The sequence below is a fragment of the Antrihabitans spumae genome (genome assembly GCF_043944905.1).
GTDB classification, from domain to species: domain Bacteria; phylum Actinomycetota; class Actinomycetes; order Mycobacteriales; family Mycobacteriaceae; genus Antrihabitans; species Antrihabitans spumae.
On the sequence record NZ_JBIMSN010000181.1, the window covers coordinates 1 to 18244 of the forward strand.

Consider the following 18244-nt stretch of genomic DNA (forward strand, 5'->3'; position numbering starts at 1 on the left):
ACGATGCATCATCCGCACCTGCATCGCTCGCAAGGCGGCAAGCTCGCGCAAACTCAGTTTCCAGCTCGCGGCCCACGCATCGTCGGTTCGACTCACACCCTCCACCTTTCACAGTTCGCGTGAGAGTACGTGTGCGTACCGACACAACTTCACAGATTCATTGTCGGGCTTACAGCGTGGTCTCCGTCGCCGGTTGAGGTGTTTGCTCTTCTCGTTTGACATTGGTGACGAGCCAGGCCGCGACCGACCCCGTGACGGTTCCAACCACGGCTATACCCACAAGCATGAGGACGACGGCGATGAATCTGCCCGGCGTGGTGACTGGATATCGGTCGCCGTACCCGACCGTAGTGACTGTGGTTGTCGCCCACCAGAGCGCATCACCGAAGGTCGTGATGTTCGCTCCGGCATGATCCTGTTCGACGTCGAGCACGGCAATCGCTCCGAGGCCGATCGACATGACCGCTACACCTGTGACGTATGTCGTCACCCTGCCGACCAGCGACCCGGCCGCAGTTCGATTGAGCAGCCGCAGCAACGCCAGTAGTCGCAGCAGGCGCAGAGGTCGCAACAAGGGGCAGCGCGATAAGAGCGACGTCGTACCAGTGTTGCAACGCGTATTTGACACGATTCTCCGCGAGCGCGAGGCGGACGGAGAAATCGACGGCGAACGCAGCCCAGACTGTCCAACTGACGATCGACAACCAGGATCGAACGTCGGGGTCGACGTGGCGGTCCAGCACCGGCCACGCATATGCGACGAGGAATGCGCCCGCGAGTAGCAGCAGCGGAATTTCTGCGTGGCGTTCCCAACGTTCGACAGTCATAGGCGAGAGGCTACGACTGCGAGTCTGCCAAGATCTACGACTGCGTTTGTTGAGCACAGAATGCGACCTTGGCTGCTGAGGTTTGACGCCCCGCTGCATCTACCAGGACCGACGTCGCCACAACGGCGGAACGAACTCACGCATAGTCACACTGTTGATCTTGACTCGAACAGACGGAGGAAGCATGAGCATCGTGACAATCCAGGACGATAGTTCTCCATCCCGGCATTGGTCTTACGACGACAAGGCACCCCTCGGTAACGGCGCGCGCGGCACAGTATTCGCCGGCAGTGACGATCGCAATCCAGTCGCTGTCAACCCACGTCATCTCGGCTGGGCCGGGACAACGCCTCAGTCCTGGGCCTGTATGAACTGGTGAAAACCCGGCACCGTGAACGCCAGTACCCCACGCTCTGGCGCATACACCAAACCCTTCTTGATCAGCTCGTCCCGCGGGACAGACAACGCCGACGCGCTGCTTCTCCCCATCGCCCGTGCTAGATCCCGAACCACAACCCCATCACCGTCACCTTTGGAAGCCAACGCTCGCAACAGATCCCGCTGCGCAGGCGTCGCCCGATCCCACCGCGACTGATACAGCCCCGAATTCACCTCGTCCCGCGCAATATCAACCCCCACCCGCGCATCCTCGAGACGAAAACGCGGACCCGGGGCGAAGTTCCATACCGCCTTGCCCACCTCCTGCAGAAAATACGGATAGCCGTTCGCTGCATCCAACGCCACCTGCAACGCAGCGACATCCCACTCGGCATTCCGCTCGATCACCGGCTGCACCAACGCCGCGCGCGAATCCGACTCACCCAACGTCGACAGCCGCCGAAACTGATACAACCGCTCCGCGTAACTGTTGGCGATCGCCAACTGCGATGGCAACGACGGCAACCCGGCACCGACCAAGAACAACGGCAACACCGGCGACGACTGACTGATCTGATGCACCGCAGTACTCACCGCCGCCATCTCCTCCGCCGTCGCGTCCTGCAGCTCGTCGATCAGGATCAACGCGCCAACTCCGAGCTCCCGCGCCGTCTGGCCGAGTTCGACGAACAAATCCGTCAGGTCCGGCGCCAACCGCCCTGAATCCGCATAGCCTGCCGCCGGTGCAATATCGAGATCCAGCTTTACAACACCCAAGTTCAGCGACATCGTGAACGACTTGAAGACCCCCAGCAACCGCGCCAACTTCGCTCGATCGAACCGCCCCGACGCTTGACGCAAACCCGACGCAAGAGTCGATGCCAACTCCGCCGCCAACGGGTGACCTTTGCGTACTTCCATCTTCGCGACGATCCACCCCTCGTTGAGGGCGATCCGCTCCAACTCCCCGATGAATACCGTCTTGCCGACCCCCCGCAGACCCGTGAGCACCCACGAACGATCTCCCTCGCCGAGTTCGGTAATCCTGCGACGCACGATGTCGAAATCACCGAAAAGTGAGTCCCTACCAGCCAAAATAGGCGGACGCAGGCCAGCCCCAGGCTTGAACGGGTTGTGTACCGGATCCATTCATCAGACTCTATATGCGTCTATAAGAAATATTCATATAATGCCGGATAGATCGTTAGAAGCGGACATTACCGTCACAACACAGCCAGAAATCCGAAGTCGACATCAGGCGTTCCGCGCGCCACCTGGTCGATCGCCGCACAGCCAGCCAGTTCATGCAACGCGCACGGGACACGCATTCGAGCGCTCACTACGAGCCGTAGTTTTCTACCGCCGCTCAAGTCTCGAAGGCACTGACGAACAGCGTGCAGTCTGCGCTGGAGCAGGCGAAAACGGCAGATCGGAATCGTTGTTTGTTGTCGATGAGCACGTCGTCGTCGATTTTCCACACATTGCGATCCCGAAGATCAGGAGTGTTACGCATCAAGATTTCCGGCGCTTCGCTTGCGTCGATCGGGGTTCGCGCTTCGGTCAGTCCAGAACCGCTCAGGAGTTGATCGAGTTCGGTGTTCGAGAACGACACCACGACTTGGTAGCCGTCATCGAAACCGGCCATCTTTTGTTCGGCGAAGTCGACAGTCATCGAGGGCACCTCGACCAGACCACTCCATTCGAAGGCAGTGTCAGCGATGTCGTCTTGCGTTCGGTGGAACAACGAACAAGCGGACAACGAGAGTGCAGCGCTCGTTCCAGCCAGCACGGAAGCACACACTCTCACCAGAGTTGCCGAACGGTTCATGCAAAGCCACCCCACGTCTCTCGTTAGCTCATCCGATCAGACCTGCCTCGGACGCAAACCCGAGGGGGGAGTGACTGATGACGAATGTTCCTCATCAGTCTCCCGCGAACCCCCATCGAGGCCTGCGTCCGAGACCCGGCTGGGTCGCCTCTGTGTTCCTATTTGGTGCCCGACCACGATCTATCCGACCCGGAACCTAGTACCAGGAACGGTTTCGCGATGCCCAACTCCTCACCGGTCACAGCTGTATCGACGGCCGACTGGGCGAGGTTGCCGTAATCGCCTCCTCTGGTGAAGTCGTATAGGTCGAACATGTGAGTTGTCTGCCGAAGATCGATCGGGTGCAACCCCGGCGCACCAGGCTTCGCGATCACCGCTGTCGTCGAACATAGGCTGTACCGACCGAGCGCCTGCACGTGATCGTTACTTATCCCTGCAGTTACCAGCCACGGCGTACTCACGATGACTTTGGCTGGTTGCCCCGTCCGATCTACCTCTGCGATGGCCTGCGCGATGGCATCAGCCTTGTTGGCTTCGACCAAACCGGCCGGGGCCTTGATCGAAGGATCGTTGTACCCGTTCGTCGTTTCCGCGGTCCAGGTATCGATCCTCGACGCGGACAGCACAAAGTCAGTTCCGGTGTTGCCGTAGTAGTGGTTCCACAATTCTCCCGCAACAGGGCGGTCCTGACTGGAGAAGTACGCCGAAATCACTGCCGACTGTTGATAGTTGGCTGGTTTCGACTGATTCAACGGATCACCCACCGTGTCGTAATCGCTCAGGTCCACAGCCGGATAGTTCGGGTGAAGCCCGGTGTCATAACTCCTGAACTCGACCGCCGGGACCAGCAAGCCGCGAAAATAGTCGGCTCGCACATAAATCGAGCCACGCTGGAAGTTCTGCAGCACTGCCCCCGGCTGACCGGCCACCGCGGTCGCATCTCCGGACGGATAACCGTACTGGCTCTTCTCGTAGCCACCCGCAGCCCACACGTCCAGGATCCGACCGCTGACCGCATGCGCCCCAGTCGATGGCGACCAGTAGATGACACCGTTTTGAAAACGGTTCATCGCACCGATCCCATCCGGAAGTCGGAGCTCGTCACTGATCGGATACCCCAGGAAGCTGCGTTCCGCCGGCAGCGGCGGCGACTGATTCCACTTGTCCCTGATCGCACCGGTGATCGTGTGTGCACCGCTGAGCGGCGACCAATAGACCGTGGCACCTTGAAACTCTTGCCGACGCCCTATTCCGTCCGGCAACACGATCTCATCGCTCGTCGGGTACTTCATGAACCCGGTCTCATAGCCGTAGTTTCCGAACTTCGTCAAGAAGTCATGCGCGACCGGCCGCGCGCCCGTCGCCGACGACCAGTAAATGTTTCCGCCGACGAACTCCGACCGCGCGCCAGTGTTTCCTGGATTGGAAAGCTCGTTCGACTTCGGCCACAACAGGAAACTGTTCGGTCCACCAAGCGAGTTGTACTTGTCGAGAATCGCACCACAAACCTGGAAAGGGGTTGGTGGAAAAGTCTGGCATACCATCGTCGATCTCCTTCTGACATCGATACTCACGAATCGGGGTCCGCCCCACGGCACCGTGGATTGCCATGGATTTGCCACAGCTAGTTTTGCGGCGCGCCGAATAGAATTGACTCGACCACTTCGCGGCCGATCAAACTTCTGTCTTCGCTTGTGCGAGAAGGACTTTCCCCCCACACCATCCCCGTAACTCCCTACCTAACCCAAGGTAGCAGCGCCGACCGACAAGAATCTGAGTAACCAGCAGGCACCCTCCTTGACAGACCTCAGAAGTGGCAACTGGTCAATCACGGCCCGAAGCAGGGTGTCCACTGCACCCTGACGCAACGTCAGGCGACGACGCACGCCCGGCGGAGCAAAAGTCGAAACTCGTTCCGGTCCGACTGAAGGGCAGCCATAGCCCGGCTGAGCCGAATACGGCGAGCGGAAACCCCGCCCGTTGCCGAGCCCGCCCACTGATCGCGGTGAAGCCGCAATCCGCCATGGACCGAACAACAGCCAAGGCCACGATCCCAACGACCGTCAAGAATGCGGTTCGGGGGTGTTGGAGTCCCGCGAGGACTCCGCTTGGTGCGCGCGAATCTTCGTTACTCGCTGGCGCACTCGAAGTGGAGCGTCACCTGGACCGGCGATGTGTTCGGTGATCCACACCGGAAGGTGCCGTTGCTGCGATGCGTACCACTGGCGACGCCAATGGCCTCGTACTGTCCAGCGGTGCGTGTAGGCCCGCTTCGAGCTGGACATGCTGCTAGTCGGCACGTTTCGCCCTGGCCGGTATCCGACGTAGTTGACGGTGACTTCGCGGCGGTGGGGCTTTCCTCTCGGACCAATTTTGTGGTGCACGGCCTCTCGTTGTGTCGTCCGTTCGACCAACTTTTCTTGACGAACCATGTTGGCGAAGGACAACAGCAGGTTGAGCATCCGTTCGCTATCCAAGCCGGCCGGATAGAGCGCGCGAGCTGCCGGGTGGTCGTGCTCGTCCGCCACGTAACTGTCACGAATCCGCAGTTCCGCGGTCTCGGGTGGAGCGTCGCTATCTGGCGCACTCAGCGCGCAGGTTGCGGCCTGGAAGTAGAGATACCGTTGGCTTCCGACTTTCCATCCGAACGAACCATCCTGACTGACGAATGCTTCCATGCCGCTCTTCGTGGCCACCTGTACGTGGAGTATCCGGTTCTGTCTGACCGACCAGAGTATGAACAACCCGTCTGTGTCGTCGAGCGGCAGAAACGCGAAACCGCTTGGCGATGGTAAATCCGCAACCGTGACGGCCACTTCTGCTGGCGGATCGCTGCCCGCAAGCGTCAATGCGGTCATCTCCGGGTCGGTTACGTAAAATTCTCCAGCGGCAAGGGCATCATGCGTGAACCCTGTTCTGGTGAGGACGATCGCCGCCGTCGTGCGTTCCTTCTGCTCTTCTTCGTCTTCCAAATGAGGTTGGCCGTCGCCCCACGGATTGTCCTCACCGGCAAGAAACCGTTCGAGGTTCGTCTGGTTATCTCCATGGCTGATCGGACCCCATACCGATTCGTGCTCATTCCAGTGCTCGCGGATTTCGACCTGCGCCACCCCGACCCGCGCCAGGACTCCCTTCGACATCATCGGAAGCTGGATCGGCGTCAAGGTCGGCAGTGAAAGCAACCGCAACGCGCTGCGACGCGACGCCGCAAACATCTGTGTCACCTGGGCGGGTGAAGGTGATGCCATCTGGTCTTTCGGCTTACCCCGCCGCTTCCGTGACTTTCCCACGTAGGCACCCCCCTCTACTTCACCAAACCTTGCCGATAGCAGCGTTCTGCGCTTGAGCCCTTACCTCAGAACTGTTTTTCACACGAGGTGTGCGGCATCGCCATCTGCCGCACGATCACCCACCCTGACCCTGGCCACCCGTAATTGACCATCGCAAAGCGCCGCAACTCTGCTGGCAGTGCCGCCGGATCCTTGACCGGAGCACCGTCTTTGCCGAGCGTGGTCAACCCGGAACGGTCTTCACAGACCCGCATCTCCGCGGTCGCCTCACCCGGAATCGGGGCACCGTCAATGTCTTTCGGTGCGGAGATCCGGATCGACACCGCCGCCGACGCACGAATCACACCCGTGACGGTGAGATCCCGATCGCGCACCGATTTCACCTCCGCCGAAGCAGCACCGAAATATTGGGCGGCCGCAACCGTGGAAAGTGCTTCCGGTGGGGCGCCACGATCGGTGAGGGTGGCACTGAAGACTTTGTAGAACTCGTCGATCGCGGCCGTCGCCTGTTCGGTGGCCATCTGTTCCGGTGACTTCAGCGTTCCTTTCGGACCGTCCAACACCGGGCCCGACGATGGCGGCAACGCAGTCTTGTTACTTGCGCATCCCACCAAGGACAAGACTGCCGCGGCGGCAACGACTCCTGCCGTTCCGGCGCGCAATCGACCTGCGCCACCCTGTGATCCGACCTTTCGCATCGCATTCCCTCGCTTAGTCATGGGGTAGCAACTCCCAGCAACAACGCCGCGGCCGCGATCAACGCTGGCCCGAACGGCAACTCCACACTCATCGACCGGGCACGGACCGCGGCCACGATCGTGGCCGGCACCGCCAACACCGAAGCCACGAACGGCAACAGCACCACCGGGGGCACCGCCCAGAACCCGATCAGCAACGCCAACGGCACAGCGAGAAGCACATCACCGAACGCGAACATCCCTGTCGCAGCACCGATCACCGTCAACACCGCACCCAATCCTGCGGCCGCAACGAAAGCCGCTAACGTCGAGCCCCCGTCGACGCCGACGACGCCGGCAACAGCAACCGTCCCAGCAGCGACAACACCGGTGATGGTGGTCAATTCGATCGGTAAGCAGTGGCTTCGATGATCCACCCGCCCAGCCCACACTGCGAACACCGCCACCACCAGGCAACCCACCAGAAACGGGCCCTGCAGCGTCAGCACGGCACCAACCCACAACAACCCCGCCAGGGTGCCCGGAATCCACATCCGATCCTGCACAGCCGCTTCCAGCGGCGACACCTCCGCCACGAAGCCGGATACCGCAACCGTCGCGATCGCACCGACCACACCGACACCGAACAACACCAGCATCTGCAGCGCCGGCTGCCCGTCGACGAGAACCGCAACGATCAGCGTCGTGATGATCGCCGTGCCGATCACAATGCTCGTGATAGTCAGCGCGGGCATAATCCTCGCCCTGCTCACCGTTCTCATCGTCGTTGTGGTCGACCTCGTCGACGATGCAACTGGTTCGGTCGTCACCGTCATCAGCTCGCCGCACCGATCCGATACGCATGCTCTCGCCGATACTTCGACGACAAACTGTGCAACAACTCCTGCGTCTCCGGACCCGGAGCCTCGTCAATCTCACTCAGTTCCATCAACATCCGATCGATCAACTCCTGAGTCCGCTCAGCAGCCTCCGGCCCATCCCCGAAATGCGTCGCAATAATCGCCGCACGCCACGACCCCTCATGCGTCGAATCGACCCGCAACCCCAACTCCGCGGCCGCCAACGCAACCTCGAAATCCTGCGGCGCACTGTCGCCACGAATGTGACGAGTCGACACCTCCTCCGCCACATCCAAAATCGCCGAAATCATCTCCTGCCGCAGATGATCAGCCCACCCGTACGCAGTCGCATCCGACGACGAGAACGGCTGCCCCGACACCAACGCCAACGCCATCACCAACCGCTCCGTACTCAACCGAGCCGGATGATCAATAACCAACTGCTGCCACACACCCCAATCAGTCACCACGTCAGAATGCAACCGAGCAGGTGTCCGACCCGTGTTGTCCCCCGACTTCACAAACGCGAACTCACCCGACGCCGTCTCCCCCAACCACTTCCGCAACCGCGTCATCGCCTCATTACGACGACGGGTTATTCGCGCCTTCGCAGCCTTGTCCGGGCCCGTTGATGCATCGATGTCGTGCGGCCAAATCTTCGCCACCATCTGCGCATTCGACACCCCGTCGTGCATCGCCAACAACGCAGCAATCTCCGTCAAGCTCTTTTCCCGCCCCTCCGCCGAACCTCCGACGAGCGGTGTCACCGCAGGCTCCCCCAACACCCGGATCCACACATGCGGCAGCTCCGGCACAACATCCTCGACCTCGACGACACCGTCGTCGTCCACCTCGTCGACGGGAAGATCGGGGACCGCATTGATCTTGCTGTCCCGAGCAACCTCCGCCTCCAAAACCTCTGCCTCCCACACGAACGGCTCGAACTCCGCCGCTTCCGCCGGCGCATCCGTCGTCGCAAGGACCTCCACCACACCCGCGTACTGCCCCGCATCCAGTGATGCCACCACCACCTGCGACGACCCCACACCGCGATTCACCAGATCCGCGATTCCGTCATCCCCGATCGCGAGCTCCCACGCCACCGCGTCATCCTCAGACGCCGACACCGCAGCAAACGCAATCCGAGGCCGCAGCGCCTCGATCTGCGCAACCACTGCCAACTGCTCACTACTCAACGCCGCATTGATCAACACCACCTGCGGAGCCGTCAACTCACTATCCGGATACGTCGACCGCGCCGCACTCACCGACGAAACACCATCCCGCACAAGCAGATCCGCATCCGAACCCACCCACCGCGCCAGACGCGTCAACGCCGCATCAGCCGACTCATGATGAGTAACCCGCCCCGTCCTCAACACATCCGCCAACTCCGCACCGAACCCGACCACATGCACGTGCACCTGATCAGCGATCGGCGACACCGCCAGCTCGATCGCCAACGCCCGCAACACACCCTCGACATCCCCCGGCGCACCCGACAACCCCAGATGCGCCATCTCCTCCAAATTCACCAACAACTCACGCCCGTCATCGACACCGGCACCGATCGACACCAATGCCGGATACGGACTAACCACCGCTTCGACAACATCCGCCGGCAATGCCCGCGGATCCACAGCCCAACCAAACCCCGACGTCGACGCCCACGGACCCGGCAACTCCGCAGCCTCAAGGAACCCGATCTCCACCTCCTCGTCGACCATCACCAACAACACCCGAGGTAGCGCCACCCCATCCTCTCGATGTACCTCTGCCACATGCCGCAACGCACGATCGATGTGCGCAGTACTCACTGCATCGACAGCAGCGACCAACGACAACTCCGTCTCCGCCGCACCACCGCTCGGAAGCGCGATCCGACCACCCCGCGGCCGACGATGCTGCTGCTTACGCCGACGCCAACCCAAATGAGACGCCAACCCCAACGCCGCCACGGCCGAGACACCAAGCCCGATATAGGCGACATCGGCATATCCCCCGTCATCCGACGACGAGACAGCCTCCGCTGCAACATCAGCGGGGAGCTCCGGAGCGAACACCGGCATCTGTGCCGCCGGATCCAGCACGAACGGAGCAACTGCAGGAGCAGGGGTGGGTATTGGTGCTGGTGCGGGCGCAGGTTGCTCGGCAACCGGCGCGGGAACTGGTGCAGCCTCCGGAGCAGGTACCGGCGCAGGCGCTGGTGCGGCTTCCGGAGCAGGTGCTGGTGCGGGCGCTGGTACTGGCTCAATTGCGGGTGCCGGAGCTTCCGGGACAGACACAGTCGCTGGTGCCTCGTCCGGAGCAGAAACCCCGCCCACGGCCGGAACCACCAGCCGTTGACCAACTTCCAATACATCCGACGTCAACGGACCAGACTCACCACGCAACTCGCTCCACCGCGACCCATCACCCAAAAAGACCTCAGCTAGCACCCACAACGAATCACCTGGCCGCACCACATACGACCGATCCGGGCCCAGCAACGTCGTCGGCATCACCAACGTCTCACCCGCAGTCAGCGAATCAGGCGAACCCGCAACACCCGGATTCAACGCCGAAATCTCACTCCACCGCGACCCATCACCCAAAAACACATCCGCCAACAACCACAACGAATCACCATTACGCACCGTGTACGAAAACGTCGCCGACTCGGACACCGGATTCTGTGGCGCCGACACCGGAGCCGAATGCACCGGCGACAACCCCGCCGGCGCCGCCATCGCCGTCGCTGGCGCCACCAACAACAACACCCCGCCCACCAACATCGACGCCGCACGCTGCCCAACACCCAAACCACGAATCCGACCGACAGACACACCACGAACCGCGCCAACCAGCTCGACGACAATCGACACCGCGATCCACAACCAAACAACCCAGCCCACCCACGTCACCGCATCGAGAAACAACGACCCATCATCAGGACTCGTCAACGTCGACCACACCTGCTCCAACGCCGGCACAGACGTCGGCAACGGATTCCCACCCAACGCCAACAAGAGAGCCGGAACTCCGACCAACGCCAAAGCCAGAACAACCAGATATGCGAGACCGATCAACCGTTGACGAATCATCCCGACCTCCTACGAAGAACCACGAACATGCAGATCACGCCGACTCACCCACCCACACCGGACGCGCAGACCACTCCGACCTCGCGATCCTCTCCCCCGCTATGGACAGCGCGAACGGACAACGAGCCACCCGACTGCTTTGCTGGCATGTGCTCACGCCCCTTCTGGTAGTTCATTCACGTCGAGTACTTGCGCGCTTCGCCAACGCGAACGTCAGCTGATGCGGTTGATATCCGAGGGAATGTTCCGCTGACTGACGGACCCCCAATTCTCTGGTGCTCATCCGCCGGATGATCCAGGCTGAACATCGCTCTATTCGGCATCGCAGGGCACCTGCTTCCGGCCCTGCTTCGCAGAATCGGCGGTCACGCGCCATCCGCTGGGATCTCCGGGCCAGGCCGAATTCTCAAGCGTTACAACGTCAAGTGACTGCGTGATCATGTTAGGGCTGAGAGCGCTTGTTCCATCTGGCAACTGCGCCGTCCGTGTCGATAAGTCCACACAGACCCGCACTTGGACTTTGGCAGACGCGGGAGGCGGGAGACGAACCTCAGTGACTTTCGTGCGTGCCACAGCGATATCCCCTGTGATGACAACACCTTTCGAGCGCGAACGGTGACGTCGGCTTTTGCTGTTTCGAGGACCTGTCCCGCTGCTACGGCGTCTGCTTCGTTGAGGCTCGTCGTCGCGTCAGCGTCGAGGCGTGAGAGGACCTGGAAGTATCGGGTGACTGCTGCGAGGGCTTGTTCTGTGGCAACGGTTTCGGGGTTGTCGGAGGCGGTGGCGCCACCGCCAAGTGCCGGGGTGGTGATGGGTGTGGTGGCTTCGTTAGAGCAGGCTGAGAGCAGGAACGCGACTGTGACCACAACAGCCATGATGGTGGTGAGGGCAGACTTGATGTAAAAGCCGTCTAGGCGTGTCATTCGGTTCTCCCTTCTTACTGCAGGCCTGCGCCGCCCGCTGTTGTGCGGTTCAAAGGTGGATGACCTGTGCCGACGGTGGTGGTTTGTGATCCGACGCCGATCATTCCGAGGATTTCGGTCGGCAGTGACGGTGGTGGTTCGCAAACTCTCAGTTCGCGCCGAGGACCTGCATTTCACCAACCCGAACATCAGTTGACGCCGTTGGAACTAGCGGAAATGTCCCACCTGCTACCCCCGTGGCCCCGGTCGCCGACCAGGTCACGAGCCATAGGCTGGACGCCGTTATGTGATGGACTCCCCCAGGCTGATCGATCGAGGTCTTTGCCCAACCTGGTGCAAATCGTCCACAGCCGGTCAGTGGCGGCGCGTCCATGTAGACGTCTAGGTACGGCATGTTGTTCACCGCAGGCAGTGGGCACACGACCGGCAGCCCTCCGTCGCCCATGTTCCATACGATGGCCGTATTCACAGCTGTCGCGGTGACAGTTAAGGCGCCCGTGGTCGCCGCTCGCGTTATTGGACCTCGGGTGTTCTCTGCTCCAGGTCCAGTTGTTTTGTCCCACAACCACACCGGCATGCCGATCAGGCCCACTCGCGGGCCGTCAGGGCCATTCGCCGGTTCAGGAACGATTCCGATATCGATACGCCGGATCTGCATTCCAGTCACGAGCTCTTGCGCGATCGTCAATGGATCGAGAACAGCGGCAGGTGGTGAACCTGGCACCCCGGCGGGCAGTCTGCAGGTTTGCGGGTTGCACAGGAAGGGAGTCCCTGCGTTGCTCCACTCCGTCCATTCCCCCGTGTCTGACCCACTCGGTTGCCCCCCGCCCTGAGTCATATCTGTAAATCCCTGCGGCGCAGACGTTCCAGGTGATCCAGGCTGATCGGCGTGCACGGTTATACCGTAATTGCCCCCTCCAGGCGACGGGCTTACGTCGACACCTGGCTCCGCTATAGCTACACCAGCGGAAACCAACCCGAAAACTGCGGTCAGCAACGCTGCTCTAAAACTTCGCCTACTGCGCATCGCAACGCTCCTGTCCCCGATTGCCCGCGTCAACCGTGACTCTCCAGCCAGCTGAATCTGGCCATGACTGGTTTTCGACCGTCAGAATCGCGAGCTGCTGCTTGAGGCGATTCGAGTCAATCGCGCTTGTCCCGTCAGGAAACCTCGCATCTCGAGTAGACGTGTCAACGCAGGCCCGCACTTCGACCTTCGCTGGAGTAGGAGGCGGTATGTGGGGATCACCGGCTTTCGCGCTGAGCACCGTCACATCTCCAGTGATCACTAACCCCTTCGACCTCCGCACTGTCACGTCCGCCTTCAATGTCTCAAGGACAGCTCCTGCCGCCACCGCGTCCGCGTCTGCAATGCTCGTCGTCGCGTCAGCGTCGAGCCGTGAGAGGACCTGGAAGTAGCGAGTGACTGCTGCGAGGGCTTGTTCTGTTGCTGCGGCTTCGGGGTTGTCGGCGACGGTGGTGTCGGGGCCGCTGAGTGGTGCTGTGGTGGTGATGGTGGGTGTGTTGGGTTCGTCGTTGGAGCAGGCTGGGAGTAGGAATGCGACAGTGACCGCGGCGGCCGTGGTTGTGAGGGCTGCTGCGGTCTTCAGGTGGGATTTGGGTGCCATTCGGTTCTCCTTGTGTTACGGCTGGCCTGCGACGCCGTTGTTGGTGCGGTTGAGGGTGATGACGGCGCGGCCGGTGACGGTTTGTGATCCGACGCCGATCATTCCGAGGATTTTGGGGTCGTAGGTGACGGTGGTGGTGACGAGGAGTGTCGTGGGTCCTGTGGGAACGACGACGCCTTTCACATCGGGGTGCATGGCGAGGTATTTCTGCGCGGCAGCTTGAGCCAGGAGTGGGTCGACTGTGGCGCTGATGCCGCGCATGCCGAGGGGTCGGATGACTTGTTGGCCGGCGGATCGCGCGGCTTCCTCGGCGACGAGGTTTGCTTGTTGGCGGGCGTGGATTTTGCCTCCGCCGTCGACGACGAGGCCGAGCATCATGGCGAGGGTGAACATGCCGAGGACCCACCAGAGGACGTAGGCTCCGCTGGTTTTGGTGGTCCGGATCCAGGTGTTGGTTGCGGTCGCGGCGTGCTTGAGGGTGGCGATCAGTTTGTGTGTCAACGGATTCGCTCCCTGTAGGTGTCGACCGGCGAGATTGCGGTGTGGGTGATGGTGCGCGATCCGCTGATGCCGGGGATGGCGAGAACGTTGAGGTCTACGGTGCAGGTGATGGTGACCGAGACGGTGCCGGGTGTGCCGGGGTCGGTGCTGAAGGCTGCGACGTCGGTGTTGATGCGGCGGTCGGTGCAGACCAGGCCTTGTGCGGTCATGTCGGCGACGGCTGCTTGTTCGGCTGCGGGTGCGGCGGCGGCTCCTGGTCGGGCGATGGAGGCGGCACGGGCGGCTTCTGCGGCTGCGTGTTCGACTTTTTGGTGTGCGTAGTAGACGTGGCCGCCGACGATCATGACGCCGATGATGAGGAGTACTGCGGGGGCGATGATGACGAATTCGATGACGTGGCTGCCGCGGGTGGCGGTGGTGCGGATCCAGATTTTCATGAAGGAATCCCGGGTGTGGTGATCCGTTCGACGGGTTTGGCCATGTCGATGTGGACGGTGGGGTGCCAGAACCAGAGCAGGGAGATGGATTTTCCGGTGATGGAGACGGTGGAGTTTCGTGGGCCTCGGGTGACGGCGACTGCGGGTGCTTGCAGTGTTGTGCCGCCTGCTTGGGCGATGAAGGCGTAGCCGGCTGCTGTGCCAGCGGCGGGGTTGCCGTATTGGGATGCGCTCTGTTTGAGGGCCTCTTCGGCGGCGGCGACGGCGACGCTGCGGGCGTGGTAGTAGAGGGCTCCTTGGACTCCGAGGAAGAGCATGATGATCGCCAGTGGGATGAGGATTGCGAATGCGATTGTGTTGCCGCGTTGGGCGGTTCGGCGGATCCAGGTGGTGAGGCGTGACATCACAGCATCCATATCAGGTACACCTGCGGATCGGATGTCTTGGTGGCGTGCATGAAGAGAATGGCTATGGCGACGAGGCCGGCGACGGTGACGAGGTATCCGATCGTCTCTTTGCGTATGGCTTCGCCGTTTCCGATCTGATCGATCTTCTTGGAGACGGCAAGGAGTGCGGCAATGAATATCTTTGCCAGAGAGGTGATTCGGGTCGTCATTGTGAATTCCTTGTCGGGTTGCTGCGAGTTGGTGGTTCCACTGGATAATCCCGGAGGCCCCGTTTTACCCCTCGCTGGATCCACCGGCTCCGAGGATTCCCACACCCTTTGGTTGTCAAGCAGTAGATGGTGAAGAAGATAGCTATGACGGCAAGTCCGCCTAGTGGACCAAACCAGCCGAGTGTGAGGACGAATATGAGTGCGGCACCAGAGGCGATGGTGAAGTAGCCGGTGATCATTGCTGGTTTCGACGTTCTAGATAGCCACTCACCCAGGCCACAACCGTTGCGCGAGAGGCGATTCGGGTCCTCATTATGATTTTCTTTCTTTGAGAAGGGTGCCGCGACTTGGTGGCTTCACGGATGACCCCCGGAGGGCGGGTTAGTCACTGGATCCGGTTCAGGTACTCCTGCACCTTGGGGGTGACGTAGGCGATGATCATGATGGCCATGGCTGCGGCGCCGGCGGCGAGGATGACCCAGCCGATGGTGTCGCCGCGGGTGCGGCTGGTTTTGGTCCAGTGCTGGATGCGTTCGGGGGCGGTGACGAAAGCGAGGGTGAGAAGTGTTGCGAGAGTGGCGACTTTGGTGATCATTGTGTGCTTCTCTTTCTGTGGGTTGGGTTTTAGCCGTTGACGATGTTGGACATGGCGGGGATGAGCAAGAGGATGAAGAACAGGACGGCGAGGCCGGCGAGGGGTGCGCTCATTTTCTGGGTTGCGGAGCGGGAGTCACCTTGGTCGGCGGACATCATGGTGTTGCGTAGTTGTGCTGCGGATGCGCGTAGTGGGGCGTAGACGCTGGTTCCGTGGACGCCGGAGAGTTCCATGATGTCGGCGACGTCTGCGAGGTCGGGTATGTCGAGTTCGTGGGAGACGACTTCGAGTGCGGTCCAGGAGTTTCGGCCGGAGTAGGCGGCGTTGTCGAGGGCGTCGGTGAGTTGTTGGAAGACCCATGTGTCGCCGACTTTGGCTGCGACTTCGAGGGATTGGGTGACGCCGATGCCGGCGTTGCGGCAGAGGGCGGCGAGTTCGATGTAGGCGCCGAGTGCGCGGCGGAATTCGGTGCGGGCTGCGGTGGCGAGGCGGCGGACTTCGATGTCGCCGGCGAAGAATAGTGCGATGGCGAGGGCGACTCCGGCGAGTACTGGGAAGCGCCAGGAGATGGCGACTCCGGCCAGGGCGGCGACGAGGTTCAGGGCCGATGGAAGGAAGAGTCCGGCTGTGGCGGAGAGGACTTTGTCGCCGAGGAAGCGTGGGACTCCGCGTTGCAGGATGGCGAGGTCTTTGACGGGGATTTTGAGCCAACGTTGGGTGATCAGGATCGGGTAGAGGCGGAGGCCGACGTTGAGGGTTGCGACTTCTACTCGGGTTGTTTCGGTTTGGGTGATTTTTGTGGTGGTGAGTAGGTCGTGACGGTCGGGTTTTCCGCTGAGTCGATCGAGTGCGTCTTTGAGGGATGGTTGTGCTGGGAGTAGCTGGGAGATGATCAGGGTGAGACCGAGTCCGCCGATGATGGCGAGCAGGATGACGCGAACTTCTAGGTTCATCGGGGTGCCGCCTCTGTCGACTGAGCTGCGGTGTTGATGGTGGTGGTGTTGAGAAGGCGGGCAGGCTTGATGGGTCGGGTGAGGTGGCGCATGTAGAGCAGTAGGCCTGCGAATCCCATCAAGATCCCCGCGAGGACGAGTTGCATGGCGGGTGTTTTGTAGGGCTCCATGTAATCGGTGAGGGTGAAGAGGTAGATCAGGAAGCCGACGACGATGATGGTGACGATGCGGGCTTGGGTGCGGGGGCCTTGGCGTTCGACTTCGACAGCTCGGCGGTCTTTGACGTCGTCGGCGACCGTTTCAGCGAAACCTTGCAGTGCGCGAGGCAGTCCGGAACTGCGTAGTTGCGAGGCGATGATGAGTGCGCTGCAGATCAAATCTGCCGTGTAGTCGTTCATGTCATCGGAGAACTGTCGCAGCGCGATTCGGGTGGGGATGTTGGTGGATAGCCGGGTGATGAGTGCGCCGATTTCGGATCCGAGTTCGGCGGGAATTGTTTTGCGAGTGTTGATGATCGCCTGTTCGATGTTGCTGCCGACGTTGAGGACGCCGACGAGGTTGCGGAGCCATTCTTCGAGTGCTTCGAGCCGGGCGATCTCGCGGTCGGCTGCTCGGCGGGCGAACAGGGTGGGGATGAGGACTCCGAGTGCGGGTCCGAAGAAGACGCAGAGGAACCAGCCGGAGACGATCCAGCCGAGGATCCCTGCGAGAAGTCCAGCGGCGGCGCGCATCTGGACTGTGCGGGGCAGTTCCAGTTTTGTTCGGGCTTTGCGTGGGCGTGTGGGGTCGCGGCGGTCTTGCCAGCCGTACCAGATGAGCCAGGCGCCGAGGAGTCCGCAGATGCAGAGTGCGATCGCGGAGAGGGTGTACATGTCAGCTCTCCTTGCGTGTGCGGACGGGGAGGTTTCGCGCGAAGGTTTTGCCGAAGACGTGATCGCGGGGTGCGGGGCGGTCCCGGAGGCGGGGTGCGGGGCTGGCGTCGAGCTGGGTCGTGAAGTCACCGAAGGTGAATGGGTAGTGGTAGTTGAGGTCGAGTTCGGCGGTGGAGTCGAAATGAGTGAAGAGCCAAGCGATCTCGACGATGCGGTCGGTTGCAGAGCCGGTCACGAGTCCGTGGCCTTGGCTGGGGTCGATGTGGATGATCAGATCGATGTGATCGGAGATCAGCCGTTTGGCGGCGGCTTCGTCGACGTCTGGTCCTTCCATTGCCAGGGTGATCAGGCGGTCGACCGCGCCGCGAGCGGAGGTGGCGTGGATGGTGGCCAGTGACGCTGCCGCAGTGGCGATTTGGGCGGCGAAGAGGTCGAGTACTTCGGGTCCGGTGATGTCGCCGAGGCAGATGTAGTCGACAGGGTGGGATGTGAAGCGCTGCAGGCTGCGGGTGATGTCGTCGTTTGATCCGAAGGCGGTTGTGGTGACTGTGCTGCCGCGGCCGGGAAGTTCGTCGAGGCAGAGTTCGGGTCGGTGTTCGACGGTGCCGATTCGGGCGTCGGTCGGTAGCAGGCTGGCGATGTGACGCAGGAGGGTTGTTTTGCCGGCGGTCATCGCGCCGGATACGAGGATGGAGCGATGGTGGCTCAGTGCCGTGGTGAGCAGGGTGTCGATGTCGGGGTTCGTCACGGTGAGCCGGTCAGTGTCGATGGTCATG

General features: G+C 61.5%; 18 protein-coding genes. All 18 read right to left on the bottom strand.

The window, feature by feature from the left end; all coding sequences use genetic code 11:
- Positions 1 to 169: 169 nt before the first annotated feature.
- The 18 genes from ACHIRB_RS30890 to ACHIRB_RS30975 all read right to left on the bottom strand — a co-directional run bounded on the left by ACHIRB_RS30890 (position 170) and on the right by ACHIRB_RS30975 (position 18243).
- The gene (locus ACHIRB_RS30890) at positions 170 to 754 is read right to left on the bottom strand and encodes a potassium channel family protein (protein WP_395113539.1); all 585 of its coding nucleotides are present in this window, start codon (positions 752 to 754) and stop codon (positions 170 to 172) included.
- A 424-nt stretch (positions 755 to 1178) separates the two neighbouring features.
- On the bottom strand, positions 1179 to 2354 hold the full coding sequence (locus ACHIRB_RS30895; RefSeq protein ID WP_395127848.1) for an AAA family ATPase: 1176 nt from the start codon (positions 2352 to 2354) through the stop codon (positions 1179 to 1181).
- Positions 2355 to 2571: 217 nt separating this feature from the next.
- On the bottom strand, positions 2572 to 2877 hold the full coding sequence (locus ACHIRB_RS30900; protein WP_395113537.1) for a hypothetical protein: 306 nt from the start codon (positions 2875 to 2877) through the stop codon (positions 2572 to 2574).
- A 314-nt stretch (positions 2878 to 3191) separates the two neighbouring features.
- Positions 3192 to 4577 (bottom strand): LGFP repeat-containing protein, encoded by a 1386-nt coding sequence (locus tag ACHIRB_RS30905; protein ID WP_395113536.1) that lies wholly within the window; start codon positions 4575 to 4577, stop codon positions 3192 to 3194.
- Between the two features lie 519 nt (positions 4578 to 5096).
- Positions 5097 to 6323: a hypothetical protein gene (locus ACHIRB_RS30910; RefSeq protein WP_395113535.1), complete on the bottom strand. Its 1227-nt coding sequence runs from the start codon at positions 6321 to 6323 to the stop codon at positions 5097 to 5099.
- Between the two features lie 65 nt (positions 6324 to 6388).
- Entirely contained in the window at positions 6389 to 7042 is a 654-nt protein-coding gene (locus tag ACHIRB_RS30915; RefSeq protein ID WP_395113534.1) for a hypothetical protein, read from the bottom strand.
- Complete coding sequence (locus ACHIRB_RS30920; RefSeq protein WP_395113533.1) at positions 7039 to 7755, bottom strand: hypothetical protein; 717 nt, start codon at positions 7753 to 7755, stop codon at positions 7039 to 7041. Before ACHIRB_RS30920 ends, ACHIRB_RS30915 begins: the two co-directional genes overlap by 4 nt.
- An 80-nt stretch (positions 7756 to 7835) precedes the next feature.
- The gene (locus ACHIRB_RS30925; RefSeq protein ID WP_395113532.1) at positions 7836 to 10943 is read right to left on the bottom strand and encodes a LysM peptidoglycan-binding domain-containing protein; all 3108 of its coding nucleotides are present in this window, start codon (positions 10941 to 10943) and stop codon (positions 7836 to 7838) included.
- A 437-nt stretch (positions 10944 to 11380) separates the two neighbouring features.
- Positions 11381 to 11866: a hypothetical protein gene (locus tag ACHIRB_RS30930; RefSeq protein ID WP_395113531.1), complete on the bottom strand. Its 486-nt coding sequence runs from the start codon at positions 11864 to 11866 to the stop codon at positions 11381 to 11383.
- Between the two features lie 1016 nt (positions 11867 to 12882).
- Entirely contained in the window at positions 12883 to 13494 is a 612-nt protein-coding gene (locus ACHIRB_RS30935) for a hypothetical protein (protein ID WP_395113530.1), read from the bottom strand.
- Between the two features lie 15 nt (positions 13495 to 13509).
- Complete coding sequence (locus ACHIRB_RS30940; protein ID WP_395113529.1) at positions 13510 to 13995, bottom strand: pilus assembly protein TadG-related protein; 486 nt, start codon at positions 13993 to 13995, stop codon at positions 13510 to 13512.
- Positions 13992 to 14432 carry a TadE family protein gene (locus ACHIRB_RS30945; protein ID WP_395113528.1) on the bottom strand — a complete coding sequence of 147 codons (441 nt, stop codon included), beginning with the start codon at positions 14430 to 14432 and terminating at the stop codon, positions 13992 to 13994. The genes ACHIRB_RS30940 and ACHIRB_RS30945 overlap by 4 nt, the downstream gene beginning before the upstream one ends.
- Positions 14429 to 14836: a TadE/TadG family type IV pilus assembly protein gene (locus tag ACHIRB_RS30950; RefSeq protein ID WP_395113527.1), complete on the bottom strand. Its 408-nt coding sequence runs from the start codon at positions 14834 to 14836 to the stop codon at positions 14429 to 14431. The genes ACHIRB_RS30945 and ACHIRB_RS30950 overlap by 4 nt, the downstream gene beginning before the upstream one ends.
- On the bottom strand, positions 14836 to 15048 hold the full coding sequence (locus ACHIRB_RS30955) for a hypothetical protein (RefSeq protein ID WP_395113526.1): 213 nt from the start codon (positions 15046 to 15048) through the stop codon (positions 14836 to 14838). Before ACHIRB_RS30955 ends, ACHIRB_RS30950 begins: the two co-directional genes overlap by 1 nt.
- 385 nt (positions 15049 to 15433) lie before the next feature.
- Entirely contained in the window at positions 15434 to 15643 is a 210-nt protein-coding gene (locus ACHIRB_RS30960; protein ID WP_395113525.1) for a hypothetical protein, read from the bottom strand.
- A gap of 29 nt (positions 15644 to 15672) precedes the next feature.
- Positions 15673 to 16596, bottom strand: coding sequence for a type II secretion system F family protein (locus ACHIRB_RS30965; protein WP_395113524.1), 924 nt, complete (start codon positions 16594 to 16596; stop codon positions 15673 to 15675).
- Positions 16593 to 17468 carry a type II secretion system F family protein gene (locus ACHIRB_RS30970; protein ID WP_395113523.1) on the bottom strand — a complete coding sequence of 292 codons (876 nt, stop codon included), beginning with the start codon at positions 17466 to 17468 and terminating at the stop codon, positions 16593 to 16595. Before ACHIRB_RS30970 ends, ACHIRB_RS30965 begins: the two co-directional genes overlap by 4 nt.
- A 1-nt stretch (position 17469) precedes the next feature.
- A complete protein-coding gene (locus ACHIRB_RS30975) occupies positions 17470 to 18243 on the bottom strand; it encodes an ATPase, T2SS/T4P/T4SS family (RefSeq protein ID WP_395113522.1) in 774 nt (257 codons plus the stop codon).
- Position 18244 lies beyond the last annotated feature (1 nt).

What these genes read in the sequence shown, in the direction of transcription:
- ACHIRB_RS30925 (WP_395113532.1), bottom strand. Translation starts at nt 10,943, where the DNA reads ATGATTCGTCAACGGTTGATCGGTCTCGCATATCTGGTTGTTCTGGCT.
- ACHIRB_RS30975 (WP_395113522.1), bottom strand. Translation starts at nt 18,243, where the DNA reads ATGACCATCGACACTGACCGGCTCACCGTGACGAACCCCGACATCGAC.
- ACHIRB_RS30965 (WP_395113524.1), bottom strand. Translation starts at nt 16,596, where the DNA reads ATGAACCTAGAAGTTCGCGTCATCCTGCTCGCCATCATCGGCGGACTC.
- ACHIRB_RS30890 (WP_395113539.1), bottom strand. Translation starts at nt 754, where the DNA reads ATGCGTGGCCGGTGCTGGACCGCCACGTCGACCCCGACGTTCGATCCT.
- ACHIRB_RS30970 (WP_395113523.1), bottom strand. Translation starts at nt 17,468, where the DNA reads ATGTACACCCTCTCCGCGATCGCACTCTGCATCTGCGGACTCCTCGGC.
- ACHIRB_RS30955 (WP_395113526.1), bottom strand. Translation starts at nt 15,048, where the DNA reads ATGACGACCCGAATCACCTCTCTGGCAAAGATATTCATTGCCGCACTC.
- ACHIRB_RS30945 (WP_395113528.1), bottom strand. Translation starts at nt 14,432, where the DNA reads ATGAAAATCTGGATCCGCACCACCGCCACCCGCGGCAGCCACGTCATC.
- ACHIRB_RS30900 (WP_395113537.1), bottom strand. Translation starts at nt 2,877, where the DNA reads ATGACTGTCGACTTCGCCGAACAAAAGATGGCCGGTTTCGATGACGGC.
- ACHIRB_RS30950 (WP_395113527.1), bottom strand. Translation starts at nt 14,836, where the DNA reads ATGTCACGCCTCACCACCTGGATCCGCCGAACCGCCCAACGCGGCAAC.
- ACHIRB_RS30895 (WP_395127848.1), bottom strand. Translation starts at nt 2,354, where the DNA reads ATGGATCCGGTACACAACCCGTTCAAGCCTGGGGCTGGCCTGCGTCCG.
- ACHIRB_RS30960 (WP_395113525.1), bottom strand. Translation starts at nt 15,643, where the DNA reads ATGATCACCAAAGTCGCCACTCTCGCAACACTTCTCACCCTCGCTTTC.
- ACHIRB_RS30915 (WP_395113534.1), bottom strand. Translation starts at nt 7,042, where the DNA reads ATGACTAAGCGAGGGAATGCGATGCGAAAGGTCGGATCACAGGGTGGC.
- ACHIRB_RS30920 (WP_395113533.1), bottom strand. Translation starts at nt 7,755, where the DNA reads ATGCCCGCGCTGACTATCACGAGCATTGTGATCGGCACGGCGATCATC.
- ACHIRB_RS30930 (WP_395113531.1), bottom strand. Translation starts at nt 11,866, where the DNA reads ATGACACGCCTAGACGGCTTTTACATCAAGTCTGCCCTCACCACCATC.
- ACHIRB_RS30935 (WP_395113530.1), bottom strand. Translation starts at nt 13,494, where the DNA reads ATGGCACCCAAATCCCACCTGAAGACCGCAGCAGCCCTCACAACCACG.
- ACHIRB_RS30905 (WP_395113536.1), bottom strand. Translation starts at nt 4,577, where the DNA reads ATGGTATGCCAGACTTTTCCACCAACCCCTTTCCAGGTTTGTGGTGCG.